Below are 14713 nucleotides of genomic sequence, written 5' to 3'. Positions count from 1 at the left end.
CTACCCGCAATGCAGAGCGAAGCGCTTCAGCTGTGCCAATGCCTGCCATGCCTGGCCAGCAGGCTGCCGGCCTGTTCCGGGCCATTGCTGCCGGCGGCATAGTGGCGTGGCGCCTGAAAGTGCTCCTGCCAACCCTTTATTACCGGATCGATCCAGTGCCAGGCCGCCTCCACTTCATCGCGGCGCATGAACAGTGTCGAATCACCCTCGACGATGTCCAGCAGCAGCCGCTCGTAAGCCTCCCAGCGGCGGGTCTGGCTGAATACCTGAGCCAGGTTCAGGTCCAGCTCGACCGGTTCCAGCCGCATGCCCTTGCCTGGGCTCTTGGTCATCATGCGCAGGCTGATGCGCTCATCCGGTTGCAGCTGGATCAACAGCTGGTTGACCTGACCACCGCTGAACAGCTCGTGGGGTACCGGCTTGAACTGAATGACGATCTGCGACGAGCGCCGCGCCATACGCTTGCCGGTGCGCAGGTAGAAGGGCACACCTGCCCAGCGCCAGTTGTCGATGTGCGCTTCGATGGCCACGAAGGTTTCGGTATCGCTGTCGTTGTCGACGTCCTTTTCGAAGTAATAGGCCGGCACTTCCTGGCCGCCGATGTGCCCGGCACCGTACTGACCGCGCACGGTCTTGTCCTGCACATCCTGGCCGGTGATGGGCTTGAGGGCCCGGAGGATCTTCACCTTTTCGTCGCGTACCGCTTCAGCCTCGAACTGCGCAGGTGGCTCCATGGCCACCAGGCACAGCAACTGCAGCAGGTGGTTCTGCAGCATGTCGCGGGTTGCCCCGGCGCGGTCATAGTAGGCGCCGCGGTTCTCTACCCCCAGGGTCTCGCAAACGCTGATCTGCACATGGTCGACCTGATTGTTGCGCCACACCGGCTCCAGCAGGGCATTGGCGAAGCGCAGGGCCATCAGGTTCTGCACGGTTTCCTTGCCCAGGTAGTGGTCGATGCGAAAGACCTGGTTTTCGTCGAACACTGCGCCAATCGCCTCGTTGATGGCGGTAGCCGAGGCCAGCGAGTGACCAATCGGCTTTTCCAGCACGATGCGCGCTTCGGGGTCGGCCAGGCCGGCGTTACGCAGGTAGTTGGCAATCGGCACGAACAGGTTGGGAGCGGTGGCCAGGTAGAAGATGCGCGTCAGCCCGCCAGGTTCGCCGAGGTAGCGCGCCAGGCGGCCGAAGTCGGCGCTCTGCGAGGCATCCATGGGGAAGTAATCGAGGCGCGCGGCAAAGCGTTGCCATACGTCTTCGTCGAAGTCATTGCGGGCAATCTGCGCACGGCAATGGCGTTCTGCGAGCTTGAGGTATTCGTTACGGCTTATGTTGCGGCGGGCGAGGGCGATGATGCGTACCGCGTTGTTCAGGCGCGCCTCGCGATACAAGTGATAGAGCGCCGGGAGGAGTTTGTGCAGGGCCAGATCGCCGGTGCCACCGAACACCAGAATGTCGCAAGGAATAGTCAAACCGCCACTCTCCACGTTCGTTTAACTGGGCGGGTTGGCGTCCATGTAGTATAACTACAAGAAAGCTACAACCCGGCCAGTCGATCATAACCGAGTCCAGCCCGTGAATCTGTTGCAACATATCGCCCAATCGCGCCACCTGCTGCGCAAATCGGAACTCAAAGTGGCCGACCACGTGCTGCTCGACCCGGCTGCGGTCATGCACAGCTCGATGGCCGACCTGGCGCACAGCGTGGGTATCAGCGAACCGACGATCGTACGTTTCTGCCGGGCCATCGGTTGCTCGGGCTTCCAGGACCTGAAATTGAAACTGGCGCAGAGCCTGGCCGCCGGGGCCAGTTTTGGCCAGTTCGCCATCCATGAAGACGACTCGGTTGCCGACTACAGCCTGAAGATTTTCGACACCACCCTGCACACGCTGATGGAAGTGCGCGAGCACCTCGACCCGCATGCGCTGCAACAGGCCGTGAGCGCCATGGCCCAGGCGCAACGGGTGGAGTTCTATGGCTTTGGCGCATCCGGCGCGGTCGCGGCGGACGCCCAGCACAAGTTCTTCCGCCTGCTGCTCAGTGCGGCCGCGTATTCCGACCCGCACATGCAGGCGATGTCGGCGGTTACCTTGAGGCCTGGCGATGTGGCGGTGTGTATTTCCCAGTCGGGCCGCTCCAAGGACCTGCTGATCACCGCCAACCTGGTGCGTGAGAGCGGCGCCAACCTGATTACCCTGTGCCCAAGCCAGACACCGCTGGCCGAGCTGTCGACCGTGAACCTGGCGATCGACGTGCATGAAGACACCGAAATCTACACCCCGCTGACCTCGCGTATCGCCCACCTGGTGGTGATCGACGTGCTGGCCATGGGCGTGGCCATGGCGCGCGGGCCAAGCCTGGTCAACCACCTGAAAAGCGTGAAGCGCAGCTTGCGCAGCCTGCGTTTGTCGCCCAAGTCGATCAAGGCTACAGACGACTGAATTCAACCTGTACCGGCCTCTTCGCGGGCTTGCCCGCTCCCACAGGAATTGCGCTGATTTCAAGCGGTGCACATTACCTGTGGGAGCGGGCAAGCCCGCGAAGAGGCCGGCACAGGGAGTAAAAATTCACGATTTTGTCACCATCCCACAGCCAAATCGTAAACCTTCAAGGCCAGTCTGAAACTCCCGCATCCTATCTGGGAGACAGGCAATGGCACGTGACCACGACGGTATCTACCAACCCAACGCCAAAGCTCGCAAGCAGCAGGAAAAGGATCAGCGCCGCATGGAATACCGCCGCGCGATCGAGGTGTATTGCGACCAACGTCAACTGCTGCGCGACCTGGTGGATTATCCCGAGTTGCAAGCACTCACGGTGTGGCAGTCTTCAGCGGCAACTTCCCCGAAAAACGCTCAACAAGCGCACTGATCAACGCACGTTCGCTGCGGATGAATGCCAGAAACGCCAAGGCCACCGGCGACTGCCGCTTGGCCTTGGACTGCACCACGCACCAACTGCGGTACAGCGGCAGCTCTTCCACCGGTAACTCCTTCAGCACACCTGTGGCCAGTTCCAGGTTGACTGCATGGCGGGTCAGCAGGGCGATGCCCAAGCCGGCGATCACGCACTCGCGCTGCGCATCGGCCGACGCCACTTCCAGGGTCTGGGTGAAGTGCACGCGCTTGTCCTTGAAATACTCCTCGCAGGCCTTGCGCGTGCCTGAGCCCTGCTCGCGTACCAGCAGGGTATGAGGCTCCAGGTCCTGCAGGCGCAGCTGCTCCAGCTTGCACAGCGGGTGCTCGGGCGGCGCCACCGCGATGATCGGGTTGTTGAGGAACGGCAGAAACTCCAGGCCCATGTCCTGCGGCACCATCGACATGATGATGATGTCGTCGCGGTTATCCGAAAGGCGGCGGATGGCCTGGGCGCGATTGACCACCGTCAAGGTCAGGTTGACCTCCGGGTGACGCTGCTTGAAGGCGGCGAACAGGTGTGGCACGAAGTACTTGGCGCTGGACTCGATCGCCAGTTTGAGTTGCCCCTGCAATGAGCCCTGCATGTCAGACAGCTGCATGTCCAGGCTCTCGAGGCGCCCGAAGATGTCGCGGCTGGCGCGTTGCAGGGCTTCGGCCGCTTCGGTCAGGTAGAGTTTCTTGCCCACGTACTCGAACAGCGGCTGGCCGATCAGCTCTTCGAGCTGGCGGATCTGTAGACTAACGGCGGGTTGTGTCAGCGACATCTCTTCCGCTGCCCGGCTGTACGAGCGCAAATCGCACACCTCATTGAAGATCTGCAATTGACGCAAAGTCATACGCATCAATGACTTACGCATTTTTCACCCGCCCTTCGGCAACACCTTGTAACTGCACTATAAGCTTTTACTAATGCTGCCTCTAACAAATATTGATTTTTGTTTATCGACCTACAGCGCTAGGGTGAATATGCGACTGGCCAGCAACGCTTGGTCACGCGCCGACCGGTAGAACCGGCTCGACTGTTCCTACGGCTTTGGGAAGACTCCAGTGATAAAAAAAATCCTGATCGCCAACCGAGGTGAAATCGCAGTTCGGATCGTGCGTGCCTGCGCCGAGATGGGCATACGCTCGGTAGCGATCTATTCCGACGCCGATCGGCACGCCTTGCACGTCAAGCGCGCCGACGAAGCCCACAGCATTGGTGCCGAGCCGCTGGCCGGTTACCTGAACCCGCGCAAGCTGGTGAACCTGGCTGTGGAAACCGGCTGTGATGCCCTGCACCCGGGCTATGGTTTCCTGTCGGAAAACGCTGAACTGGCAGAGATCTGCGCCGAACGCGGGATCAAGTTCATCGGCCCCGCCGCTGACGTCATTCGCGGCATGGGCGACAAGACCGAAGCGCGCCGCACCATGATTGCCGCCGGTGTGCCGGTAACCCCGGGCACCGAAGGCAACGTTGCCGATATTCATGAAGCCCTGAGCGAAGGTGAGCGCATCGGTTACCCGGTGATGCTCAAGGCCACCTCTGGTGGTGGCGGCCGCGGTATTCGCCGTTGCAACAGCCGCGAAGAGCTGGAACAGAACTTCCCACGGGTGATTTCCGAGGCCACCAAGGCCTTTGGTTCGGCCGAAGTGTTCCTGGAAAAGTGCATCGTCAACCCCAAGCACATCGAGGCACAGATCCTCGGTGACAGCTTCGGCAACGTGGTGCACCTGTTCGAGCGCGACTGCTCGATCCAGCGCCGTAACCAGAAGCTCATCGAAATTGCCCCAAGCCCACAGCTCACGCCCGAGCAGCGCGCCTACATCGGCGACCTGGCGGTACGTGCAGCCAAGGCGGTGAACTACGAGAACGCCGGTACCGTGGAGTTCCTGCTCGCCGATGGCGAGGTGTACTTCATGGAAATGAACACCCGGGTGCAGGTGGAACACACCATCACCGAGGAGATCACCGGTATCGACATCGTCCGTGAGCAGATTCGCATCGCCTCGGGCCTGCCGCTGTCGGTCAAGCAGGAAGACATCCAGCACCGCGGTTACGCGCTGCAGTTCCGCATCAACGCGGAAGACCCGAAGAACAACTTCCTGCCCAGCTTCGGCAAGATTACCCGTTACTACGCCCCCGGCGGCCCGGGCGTGCGTACCGATACAGCGATCTATACCGGCTACACCATTCCGCCGTTCTACGACTCCATGTGCCTGAAACTGGTGGTGTGGGCGTTGACCTGGGAAGAGGCCATGGACCGCGGCCTGCGAGCCCTGGACGACATGCGCGTGCAAGGGGTGAAGACCACCGCCGCGTACTACCAGGAAATCCTGCGCAACCCGGAATTCCGTAGCGGGCAGTTCAATACCAGCTTCGTCGAAAGCCACCCTGAACTGACCAACTACTCGATCAAGCGCAAACCCGAAGAGCTGGCCCTGGCCATCGCCGCCGCCATCGCCGCCCACGCAGGCCTGTGAGGAAACCTATAATGTCCAAGAAAATTCACGTAACCGACACGATCCTGCGCGACGCCCACCAGTCCCTGCTGGCCACCCGCATGCGTACCGAAGACATGCTGCCGATCTGCGACAAGCTCGACAAAGTCGGCTATTGGTCGCTCGAAGTCTGGGGCGGCGCCACTTTCGACGCCTGCGTGCGCTTCCTCAAGGAAGACCCGTGGGAGCGCCTGCGCAAGCTGCGCGCCGCCCTGCCCAACACCCGCCTGCAAATGCTGCTGCGCGGCCAGAACCTGCTGGGCTACCGCCACTACAGCGACGACGTGGTCAAGGCCTTCGTCGCCAAGGCTGCGGTAAACGGCATCGATGTGTTCCGCATCTTCGACGCCATGAACGACGTGCGTAACCTGCGCGTGGCCATCGAAGCGGTCAAGGCCGCCGGCAAGCACGCCCAGGGCACCATCGCCTACACGGTCAGCCCTGTGCACACCATCGACGCCTTTGTAGCCCAGGCCAAGCAGATGGAAGCCATGGGTTGCGACTCGGTGGCAATCAAGGACATGGCCGGCCTGCTGACCCCATTCGCCGCTGGTGAACTGGTCAAGGCACTGAAGGCCGAGCAGTCGCTGCCGGTGTTCATCCACTCCCACGACACCGCCGGCCTGGCCGCCATGTGCCAGCTCAAGGCTGTGGAAAACGGCGCCGACCACATCGACACCGCCATCTCCAGCTTCGCCTGGGGCACCAGCCACCCGGGCACCGAGTCGATGGTTGCTGCGCTCAAGGGCAGCGAGTTCGACACCGGCCTGGACCTGGAGCTGCTGCAGGAAATCGGCTTGTACTTCTACGCCGTGCGCAAGAAGTACCACCAGTTCGAAAGCGAGTTCACCGCCGTGGACACCCGCGTGCAGGTCAACCAGGTGCCGGGCGGCATGATTTCCAACCTGGCCAACCAGCTGAAAGAGCAGGGCGCGCTCAACCGCATGAACGAAGTGCTGGCAGAGATCCCGCGTGTGCGTGAAGACCTCGGCTTCCCGCCGCTGGTGACGCCGACCTCTCAGATCGTCGGCACCCAGGCGTTCTTCAACGTGCTGGCCGGCGAGCGCTACAAGACCATCACCAACGAAGTGAAGCTGTACCTGCAAGGCGGTTACGGCAAAGCCCCGGGCGTGGTCAACGAGCAGCTGCGCCGTCAGGCGATCGGCAGCGAAGAAGTGATCGACGTGCGCCCGGCCGACCTGCTGAAGCCAGAGATGACCAAGCTGCGTGCCGACATCGGTGCCCTGGCCCGTTGCGAAGAAGACGTGCTGACGTTCGCCATGTTCCCGGACATTGGCCGCAAGTTCCTCGAAGAACGCGAAGCCGGCACCCTCACCCCGGAAGCGTTGCTGCCGATTCCGGAGGCTGGCGCCGTTTCTGCGCCAGGCGGTGAAGGCGTACCGACCGAGTTCGTCATCGACGTGCACGGCGAAACCTACCGCGTCGACATCACCGGCGTTGGCGTGAAGGCCGAAGGCAAGCGTCACTTCTACCTGTCGATCGACGGCATGCCGGAAGAAGTGGTGTTCGAGCCACTCAACGAGTTCGTCGGCGGCGGCAGCAAGCGCAAGCAAGCCACCGACCCAGGCCACGTCAGCACCAACATGCCAGGCAACATCGTCGATGTACTGGTCAAGGAAGGTGACGTGGTCAAGGCCGGCCAGGCCGTGCTGATCACCGAAGCCATGAAGATGGAAACCGAAGTGCAGGCGGCCATCGCCGGCAAGGTCGTGGCCATCCACGTGGCCAAGGGCGATCGCGTGACGCCGGGCGAAATCCTGATCGAGATCGAGGGCTGATTTAAGCCCTTATCTACAAGCGGTTAACCTCTGGGGAGCGGATGCTCCCCTTTTTTTGTGCATTTAAATGCATGTACAACCCCGTTCGACATGATAAATATGCAATAAAATACATATTTTGCAAAAGCAGCAACGCAAAAAATGCACTATATTGCAGATTGCCCGAACAGTCGCAGCAGGTTGTCTATGTACCCGCTAACCCTGCAAGTCTTCTCCGATGGCGTTTGGCAGGACGCCATGACGCTATCGTTTTCGCAGCCAGAACAAGGCTTCAATGGGCCTTGCGCCGTCGCCTATGAAGCGTCGTATATCAGAGACAACCTCGATGCATACCAGAGCTTTGCCGCCAAGGCGGTCAGCGCTCGGCTGCCGGTAGACTTCGACAGCTTCGTGCTGCCTGCTGCGCCTGCATTCGTTCACGATATTGCGCCGTCCGGTGCAGCCAAACGCTTCCTCATGTCGCATGTCGGCCAGACAAAGCCCGACGGCGTCAGTGATGACATGTTTCTGCTGGCAAGGAGTACACCGGCTCCCGTGGGAAACATGCGTATCAAGGAGTCCATGGACTACCTGGACTCACGTGCGCCAATGGGCTTCACCAGGCAGGATGTGGTCAGTCGCGATCAGCGTTTTCTTGAGTACGCCTACGAACAGGGCGCTGCCATCGGCGGCGCCACCGGCGCGGGCGGCGAGGCGCCCAAGCTACTGATGACGGAAGGCGAGGACGGCCTTCTGTATCCCGATGCGGCACTTGATGATGGGCAAGCTTGTCGGCACTGGTTCATCAAGTTCGCTCGTAATCAGGGCCTGAACAACGACCAGGACATATTGCGGGCTGAATTTCTGTACTACCGCGCATTGCAAACACTGGGTGTGGAGACTGTGGCTACGGATGACATGGCTTTGGAGGAGGGTACAAAGCCCAGCCTGTGGATGCGCCGTTTTGACCGTGAGATCACCCCGCACGGTGTGCAACGACGTGCGGTGGAGTCCATCTACTCGTTGTCGGGCGTCACCCAACCCGGTAGCCGGATGGACCATGGGGAGGCGCTGAGGAACCTGGCGGCACTCTGGAGGCTGGCCGGGCAAGAGCAACAGATCGATGACCTGGTATCCGACTATTTGCGACGGGACCTTATCAACAAGGTTCTGGGGAACGCCGACAACCACGGGCGGAACATGGCCGTGATCCGTGGTGCCAATTCCGTCAGGTTGGCACCTATCTATGATCTGGCGCCGATGGTGCTGGATGCGGAAGGTATTACCCGGACCACCAAATGGGCGCCCGGCATAGAGCGTGCTGGCGACATCGACTGGTGGGCGGCGTGCAACAGCCTGGCCGACCTGATCACCCCGGCGCTGGCTTTTGACCGGTTGAAGCAGGATGCAGCGCGTCTGTTGGCGCTGCCAGATCTGCTCAGTGCTGCGGGCTTGCCTGATGCCGTCATGAATCATCCAGCGGTCCACTTGAGGCTGCTTGAGCAACGAATGAAAGAGTGGAAATTGCTATGACGCTTACACCCGAACAACGCGCCCAGGTGATCGATGATGTTCAACAGGGCATCGCCGATGGCACTTGGGATCTGGGAGCTGGAGTGAGGCATTTGCGTGTGACGGTGGCCAATCTGCAACAGGCTCAGTTTGCGCGGATGTGCAAGATTTCACTGCGTACGCTTATTCAGATCGAGAAAGGCGAAGGAAACCCGACACTCAAATCAATGAATGCCGTGTTTCGGCCTTTCGGCTTGCAGATGGGGGTTATCAGGCGTCAGCGAAAAATCATCTGAGCCCCCTCTCAGCCTTTGCGGCATGCCTCAAGCGTTTCTACCTGGCCCCCCGGCTGCTGGTTTTCCTCGCTCAACCACCGCTCGAACCCGGCAGCCACCGCCGGCCACTCGTCATCGGTAATCGAATACCAGGCCGTATCGCGGTTGTGATCCTTCACCACCAAGTGCTTGCGGAACACCCCTTCGTAGGTGAAGCCAAACCGCTCTGCCGCGCGCTTGGAGCGGGCGTTGGCGTTGTTGCACTTCCACTCCAGCCGGCGGTTGCCCAGTTCGAAGCCCAGCTTGCCCAGCAGGTACACCGCCTCGGTGCCTTTGGGTGTGCGCTGCATGGCGGCGCCGAAGGCGATGTGGCCGATTTCGATGCGGCCGTGATCGGGCACGATCGACATCAGGCTGAGAATGCCCTGGGCCTGGCCGCTGGGGCGGTCGATGACGGTGTAGAACAGCGGGTCGCGACCTGCGGCGTTGCCCTCCAGCCAGCGGTCGAAGGCAACACGTTCGGCGAACGGGCCATAGGGCAGGTAGTCCCACAGCACCGGGTCGGAAGTTGGGCCTTGCAGCACTTCCCAGAGGTCGTCGCCATGGCGCGCCGGGTCGAGCTTTTCCAGGCGGATGAAGCGGCCTTCAATCGGTTCGGCCTGGGGCGTTGCGGCGGGTTTCCAGTTCAAGGCGTCTGTCATGTTCGGCCTACAAGCCTTTGCGGAATTGGATAAAGCCCGAGCGCTCGGCAACCTGCTGATACAGGCTGATGGCGGTGGCATTGGTTTCGTGGGTCAGCCAGTGCACCTTGATGCAGTTGTCGGCCTTGGCTGTGGTGTAGACGTGCTCGATCAGCTGGCGACCGATGCCCAGGCCACGCTGTGAGTTGTCCACGTACAGGTCCTGCAGGTAGCAGGAGTTTTCGATGCTCCAGTTGGAACGATGGTAGATGAAGTTGACCATCCCCACCGCCTTGCCATCGACCCAGGCCAGTGCCGAATGGGTTGGCTCACTCGGGTCGAGCAGGCGCTGCCAGGTGCTCAGGCTGACTTCATCGGCCAACTCGGTTTCATAGAAGTGCAGGTAGGCCTGCCACAGGGCGAGCCAGGCGGCATGGTCTTGGGCGCTGACGGGGCGCAGGGTAACGCTGGGCATGGGGCTATTCCTTCACAGTTGGCGCATGTGCGCCGCGAGTTGGTTGTCCAGTTGATCGGGGCTGGCGCTCAGGCCTTCGCGCACGCCGGCGATGTCTTGCTCTGAGCGGTTCTGGCTGAGCTTGCACGCACCTTGCAGGCGGGCGATGGGCAGGCGGATACCGACGATGGCGCGAAGCATGCCGTCGAGGTAGTCAGCCGGGGCGTCGGCGACGCTCCACGGTTCGTTGCGGCCTTGTTCGTGGCGCTCGGTCAGGCGGCTGACGATGGTCAGTAGCGTTGCTGCCTCGTGGATCACCTCGGCCGGGCCATAGGCGTGTACGGCCAGGTAGTTCCAGGTCGGCACGACCTTGGGGTTATCGGCTTTGCTTGGGTAGTAGCCGGGGCTGACATAGGCATCGGCGCCGGGGAAGACCAGCAGGGCTTCGCCGCCTTGTGCCAGGTCCTGCCATTGGCGGTTGGCCCGTGCCAGGTGCGCATAGACGGTGCCGAACTCGCCTTCGCCAGTATTCACCAGCACCGGCAGGTGTGTGGCCAACAGGCCTTGTTCGCCTTGGCTGACCAGCACGGCCAGGCGGGTGTCGAGCATGTGCTGGTGCAGGCGGCCCAGGTCGTGTTCCTGGTGGGGTTTGCTGTTGTACATGCTCGGTTTCCTTGTGCAATGGTGCCATCCTAGGCAGGCTATTGGTTCTGGGTAAGAGCCATTACTGCCTGTTTTCATAGGTCCAATAACATGAGTGATCGCCCCCTCGTTTTGCCTTTCGACCCTTCCGGCATCGCCCTGGACCGCCGCCGCGGGCTCAGTCAGCAGCTGTACCAGGCGCTGCGCGCGCGGGTGCTGGACGGGCGCTTGAGCAGTGGTACCCGGCTGCCAGCCACCCGCGAATTGGCCAGCATGCTGGGGCTGTCACGCAACAGCGTGGTGCGGGCCTATGACCAGTTGTACGCCGAGGGCTACATCGAAAGCCGGGTGGGCGATGGCACCTATGTAAGCCGGCTACCAAAACTATCCACACAAGTATCCACAGGGTTATCCCATGGGTTACCAACAGGCTTATCCACATTTTCAGTAAAAGATACTGAGGATTTATCCAGCAACCGACGCTCCAGTGAAGCTTTGCAGCGGCTGAAAACCAACCACTTGCCGCCGCCAAGAAGCGGTCAGCCGCGTGCTTTTCGCGTCGGTATTCCCGCATTCGACCTGTTCCCGTTTGAGGTCTGGGCCAAGCTGCAGGCGGGTTTCTGGCGTAATCCGAGACCCGCACAACTGGGTTATGGCGACCCGGCGGGCGAGCCGATGCTGCGCGAACTGATCGCTGCCTACTTGCGCCGCTCGCGTGGGCTGAGTTGCATGGCTGAACAAATTGTGATCACCAGTGGTGCACAGCAGGCCATCAGCCTTTGTGCACAGTTGCTGTTGCAGCCGGGCGACGCGGTGGCTGTGGAAAACCCGGGCTATCGGGCGGCCGGCCATGCCTTCGCACTGGCGGGTGGCCGGGTGCTTGGCGTACCGGTGGATGAAGAGGGGATGGATTGCGGCAGGCTCGGGCAGTTGGAGGATTGCCGGCTGGCCTATGTGACGCCTGCTCACCAGTACCCGACCGGGGTGACCATGAGCCTGGCGCGCCGCCTGGCATTGCTGGCCTGGGCCGAGCGTAACGATGGCTGGATCATCGAGGACGACTACGACGGTGAGTACCGATACAGCGGCGCGCCCTTGGCCCCGCTTGCAGCGCTCGACCAGCACGGGCGGGTGCTGTATGTCGGCACCTTCGGCAAAATCGCCTTCCCGGCGCTACGCCTGGGTTACCTGGTGCTGCCGCCGCAGCTGGCCCAGGCGTTCAGCCAGGCCAAGGCGTTGGCGGTGCGGCATTCCGAGGTCAGCAGCCAATGCGTGATGGCCGAGTTCATGGCCCGCGGGCACTTTCAGCGGCATATCCGGCGCATGCGCAAGGCGGCGTTGAGCCGGCGTAATGTGCTCAAGGCCGGCTGGCCTGTGGATATTCCAGGGCTGGGCGCCATGCCGGCAGTGGCGGCCGGGCTGCATGTGAAGGTCGATGTGGATAACTTTGCGCGGGAGCAGGAACTGGTGGCCAAGGCTGAAGCAGTGGGCGTGGAGGTCACACCGCTGAGTAATTTCTGGTTGGCGGACAGCGAGGTGCCTGTGGATAAGCGAGCGGGGCTGGTGCTGGGGTTTGCGGCGGTGCCGGAAGGGGAGATTGCCGAGGCGCTGATGAAATTGCGCAAGGTCTGGAAAAAGTGAATGGGGCCGCTGTGCGGCCCTTCGCGGGCATGCCCGCTCCCACAGAGTTCGGGTGTGATGCGATCAATGTGGGAGCGGGCGTGCCCGCGAAGCAGGCGACTCAGGTGCCGGATTTGATCCGCGTCCAGGCCCGGGTCCTGGCCCGCTCTGCTTCCCGCGCCAATGGCTTGAGGGTGTACAGCTTGGCCATCGCCTCTGCCGTCGGGTACAGGTTGGGGTTGTTGCGTATCGCCGGGTTCACCTTGTCAGTCGCATCCTTGTTCGGGTTGGGGTACCCGACAAAGTCGCTGATCGGCGCAATCACCTCTGGCCGCAGCAGGTAATTGATGAACGTATGGGCGTCCTCAGGGTTGGCCGCATTCTTCGGAATCGCCAGCATGTCGAACCAGATCGGCGCGCCTTCCTTGGGCAGGCGCATGTCCACTACCACGTCGTTCTTGGCTTCGCGGGCGCGGTTGGCAGCCTGCGAGAAGCTGCCGCTGTAGCCCACCGCCACACAGATATCGCCATTGGCGATGTCTGCCATGTACTTCGAGGAGTGGAAGTAGGTGATGTACGGGCGAATCTTCAGCAGCAAGGCTTCGGCCTTCTTGTAGTCATCCGGCGTGCCGCTGTTGGGGTCCAGGCCCAGGTATTTCAGGGCCAGCGGCAGGATCTCCGAAGGCGAGTCGAGCAGGGCGACGCCGCACTGCTTGAGCTTGGCGATGTTCTCTTCCTTGAAGATCAGGTCCCAGCTGTCCACCGGCGCATTGTCGCCGAGCGCAGCCTTGACCTTGGCCGGGTTGAAGCCGATCAGCACGGTGCCGTACATGTACGGCACGGCATACTTGTTACCCGGGTCGTTGGCCTCGATCAGCTTCATCAGCGCCGGGTCCAGGTGCTGCCAGTTCGGCAGCTTGCTGCGGTCCAGCGGCTGGAATACCCCGGCCTCGATCTGCTTGGCGAGGAACACGTTGGACGGCACCACCACGTCATAGCCGGAGTTGCCGGTGAGCAGCTTGGCCTCCAGCGCTTCGTTGGTGTCGAAGATGTCGTAGATCAGTTTGACGCCGCTGTCCTTCTGGAAGTCGGTCAAGGTCTGCGGGGTGATGTAATCGAACCAGTTATACACACGCAAGGTGCGCTGCTCGGCCTGGGCTTGCAGGGCGCCGGTGAACAGGGTGGCAGCGATGAACGGGGCGAGCAGACGCTTGAGTGGGACCATTACCGGGCTCCTGGCTGGGCGCGCTGGAAGCCTTCCAGCACATTGACCGCGTTGATACCGATTTCTTCCACAGCGTAGCCGCCTTCCATCACGAACAGGGTCGGCTTGCCGAGCTGGCCAATGCGCTTGCCCATTTCCAGGTAGTCCGGGCTGTCCAGCTTGAACTGGGAGATGGGGTCGTCCTTGAAAGTGTCCACACCCAGCGAGATCACCAGCACATCGGCGTCATAGTCGGCGATGCGCTGGCAGGTGTCTTCCAGAGCGGTGTTCCAGGCGGCCCAGTCGCTGCCGGCCGGCAACGGATAGTTGATGTTGCAGCCCTCGCCGGCACCTTCGCCGGTTTCGTCGGCATAGCCCAAAAAGAACGGGAATTCGTCCTGCGGGTCGCCGTGGATCGAGGCGAAGAACACATCGTCGCGGCTGTAGAAGATGTCCTGGGTGCCGTTGCCGTGGTGGTAGTCGACGTCGAGGATGGCAACTTTGCGCTTGCCCTGGTCGAGGAACGCCTGAGCGGCGATGGCGGCGTTGTTCAGGTAGCAGTAGCCGCCCATCACTTCACCCGCGGCGTGGTGCCCTGGCGGACGGCACAGGGCGAAGGCCGAATGGGCGCCTTGCTGGATCGCTGCCTGGGCGGTGAGGGCGACTTGCGCAGCGCTGTAGGCAGCCTGCCAGGTACCCGCGGTGATGGGGGCGCCGGCGTCGAAACTGTAGTAACCCAGTTCGCCATGCAGGCCGGTCGGCTTGACCTGGCGCAGCGTGCGGGCCGGCCAGGTGAAGGGCAGCAGGTCACCCTCGTGGCCCAGTGCGGCCCAACGGGCCCAGGCGCCTTCGAAGAAATTCAGGTAGTCGGCGCTGTGGATGCGCAGCAATGGCGCACGGCCGAAGTCGGTCGGGCCCTGGACGTCGCCGAGGTTGCGCTTTTTCACCTGATCGAGCACATGGTCGGCGCGCGAAGGCATTTCGAAGCAGGGCATCAGCTTGCCGTCGATCAGCTCGCAGCGGCCGTGGTGCAGGCGGTGGTCATCGGAATAGATCGTCAGCATTGTTGTTCTCCGGGTGGGTACTGGCGTGGGTCCATTGTCATGGGCGGGTCAGTGGCGGAGAACGACGCAAACGGCCAAAAGGGGATC

14 protein-coding genes are annotated in these 14713 nt (G+C 61.8%); 7 read left to right on the top strand and 7 right to left on the bottom strand.

Translation table 11 applies throughout. From position 1 onward, the window contains the following. Positions 1-26: 26 nt before the first annotated feature. Positions 27-1469: a glucose-6-phosphate dehydrogenase gene (gene zwf / locus AK81_RS14205; RefSeq protein ID WP_043199883.1), complete on the bottom strand. Its 1443-nt coding sequence runs from the start codon at positions 1467-1469 to the stop codon at positions 27-29. 103 nt (positions 1470-1572) lie between these two features. On the opposite strand from zwf, the gene hexR reads away from it, so the two are divergent. After that, a complete protein-coding gene (hexR, locus tag AK81_RS14200; RefSeq protein WP_016489869.1) occupies positions 1573-2439 on the top strand; it encodes a transcriptional regulator HexR in 867 nt (288 codons plus the stop codon). A 211-nt stretch (positions 2440-2650) separates the two neighbouring features. Beyond that, positions 2651-2869, top strand: coding sequence for a PA3496 family putative envelope integrity protein (locus AK81_RS28280; RefSeq protein ID WP_081042070.1), 219 nt, complete (start codon positions 2651-2653; stop codon positions 2867-2869). Here the strand turns inward: AK81_RS28280 and AK81_RS14195 are convergent. Further along, entirely contained in the window at positions 2811-3773 is a 963-nt protein-coding gene (locus tag AK81_RS14195; protein ID WP_043199881.1) for a LysR family transcriptional regulator, read from the bottom strand. The genes AK81_RS28280 and AK81_RS14195 overlap by 59 nt on opposite strands. Before the next feature lie 190 nt (positions 3774-3963). Between AK81_RS14195 and AK81_RS14190 the strand changes: the two genes are divergently transcribed. The 4 genes from AK81_RS14190 to AK81_RS14175 all read left to right on the top strand — a co-directional run bounded on the left by AK81_RS14190 (position 3964) and on the right by AK81_RS14175 (position 8983). Beyond that, positions 3964-5379: an acetyl-CoA carboxylase biotin carboxylase subunit gene (locus tag AK81_RS14190; RefSeq protein ID WP_043199878.1), complete on the top strand. Its 1416-nt coding sequence runs from the start codon at positions 3964-3966 to the stop codon at positions 5377-5379. Between the two features lie 11 nt (positions 5380-5390). Beyond that, positions 5391-7196, top strand: coding sequence for a sodium-extruding oxaloacetate decarboxylase subunit alpha (oadA, locus tag AK81_RS14185; protein WP_016502269.1), 1806 nt, complete (start codon positions 5391-5393; stop codon positions 7194-7196). A 186-nt stretch (positions 7197-7382) separates the two neighbouring features. Then, complete coding sequence (locus AK81_RS14180) at positions 7383-8708, top strand: type II toxin-antitoxin system HipA family toxin (RefSeq protein ID WP_043199877.1); 1326 nt, start codon at positions 7383-7385, stop codon at positions 8706-8708. Continuing rightward, positions 8705-8983: a helix-turn-helix transcriptional regulator gene (locus tag AK81_RS14175; RefSeq protein ID WP_043199876.1), complete on the top strand. Its 279-nt coding sequence runs from the start codon at positions 8705-8707 to the stop codon at positions 8981-8983. The genes AK81_RS14180 and AK81_RS14175 overlap by 4 nt, the downstream gene beginning before the upstream one ends. 8 nt (positions 8984-8991) lie before the next feature. Here the strand turns inward: AK81_RS14175 and AK81_RS14170 are convergent, their stop codons facing one another. Genes AK81_RS14170 through AK81_RS14160 form a run of 3 tightly spaced genes read right to left on the bottom strand, consistent with a single transcriptional unit; the run spans position 8992 to position 10759 of the window. After that, positions 8992-9663 (bottom strand): GNAT family N-acetyltransferase, encoded by a 672-nt coding sequence (locus tag AK81_RS14170; RefSeq protein ID WP_043199875.1) that lies wholly within the window; start codon positions 9661-9663, stop codon positions 8992-8994. A 7-nt stretch (positions 9664-9670) separates the two neighbouring features. After that, positions 9671-10117: a GNAT family N-acetyltransferase gene (locus AK81_RS14165; protein ID WP_043199872.1), complete on the bottom strand. Its 447-nt coding sequence runs from the start codon at positions 10115-10117 to the stop codon at positions 9671-9673. A 12-nt stretch (positions 10118-10129) separates the two neighbouring features. Continuing rightward, positions 10130-10759 carry an FMN-binding negative transcriptional regulator gene (locus AK81_RS14160; protein WP_043199870.1) on the bottom strand — a complete coding sequence of 210 codons (630 nt, stop codon included), beginning with the start codon at positions 10757-10759 and terminating at the stop codon, positions 10130-10132. Positions 10760-10849: 90 nt separating this feature from the next. On the opposite strand from AK81_RS14160, the gene AK81_RS14155 reads away from it, so the two are divergent. Continuing rightward, on the top strand, positions 10850-12379 hold the full coding sequence (locus tag AK81_RS14155; RefSeq protein ID WP_043199868.1) for a PLP-dependent aminotransferase family protein: 1530 nt from the start codon (positions 10850-10852) through the stop codon (positions 12377-12379). Between the two features lie 100 nt (positions 12380-12479). Here the strand turns inward: AK81_RS14155 and AK81_RS14150 are convergent, their stop codons facing one another. Both AK81_RS14150 and AK81_RS14145 read right to left on the bottom strand, forming a co-directional pair. After that, positions 12480-13583, bottom strand: coding sequence for a polyamine ABC transporter substrate-binding protein (locus AK81_RS14150; protein WP_043199867.1), 1104 nt, complete (start codon positions 13581-13583; stop codon positions 12480-12482). Continuing rightward, positions 13583-14626: a histone deacetylase family protein gene (locus AK81_RS14145; RefSeq protein WP_043199865.1), complete on the bottom strand. Its 1044-nt coding sequence runs from the start codon at positions 14624-14626 to the stop codon at positions 13583-13585. The genes AK81_RS14150 and AK81_RS14145 overlap by 1 nt, the downstream gene beginning before the upstream one ends. Between the last annotated feature and the right edge of the window lie 87 nt (positions 14627-14713).

The sequence above is a fragment of the Pseudomonas putida W15Oct28 genome (assembly GCF_000708715.2).
Taxonomy (GTDB): Bacteria; Pseudomonadota; Gammaproteobacteria; order Pseudomonadales; family Pseudomonadaceae; genus Aquipseudomonas; species Aquipseudomonas putida_R.
The sequence above is the reverse complement of the archived record's forward strand: the minus strand, read 5'-3'. Positions and strand labels throughout refer to the sequence as shown.

Coding starts and splice junctions, on each gene's coding strand:
- AK81_RS28280 (WP_081042070.1), top strand. CDS start 2,651: ATGGCACGTGACCACGACGGTATCTACCAACCCAACGCCAAAGCTCGC.
- AK81_RS14195 (WP_043199881.1), bottom strand. CDS start 3,773: ATGCGTAAGTCATTGATGCGTATGACTTTGCGTCAATTGCAGATCTTC.
- oadA (WP_016502269.1), top strand. CDS start 5,391: ATGTCCAAGAAAATTCACGTAACCGACACGATCCTGCGCGACGCCCAC.
- AK81_RS14180 (WP_043199877.1), top strand. CDS start 7,383: ATGTACCCGCTAACCCTGCAAGTCTTCTCCGATGGCGTTTGGCAGGAC.
- AK81_RS14175 (WP_043199876.1), top strand. CDS start 8,705: ATGACGCTTACACCCGAACAACGCGCCCAGGTGATCGATGATGTTCAA.
- AK81_RS14170 (WP_043199875.1), bottom strand. CDS start 9,663: ATGACAGACGCCTTGAACTGGAAACCCGCCGCAACGCCCCAGGCCGAA.
- AK81_RS14165 (WP_043199872.1), bottom strand. CDS start 10,117: ATGCCCAGCGTTACCCTGCGCCCCGTCAGCGCCCAAGACCATGCCGCC.
- AK81_RS14160 (WP_043199870.1), bottom strand. CDS start 10,759: ATGTACAACAGCAAACCCCACCAGGAACACGACCTGGGCCGCCTGCAC.
- AK81_RS14155 (WP_043199868.1), top strand. CDS start 10,850: ATGAGTGATCGCCCCCTCGTTTTGCCTTTCGACCCTTCCGGCATCGCC.
- AK81_RS14150 (WP_043199867.1), bottom strand. CDS start 13,583: ATGGTCCCACTCAAGCGTCTGCTCGCCCCGTTCATCGCTGCCACCCTG.
- AK81_RS14145 (WP_043199865.1), bottom strand. CDS start 14,626: ATGCTGACGATCTATTCCGATGACCACCGCCTGCACCACGGCCGCTGC.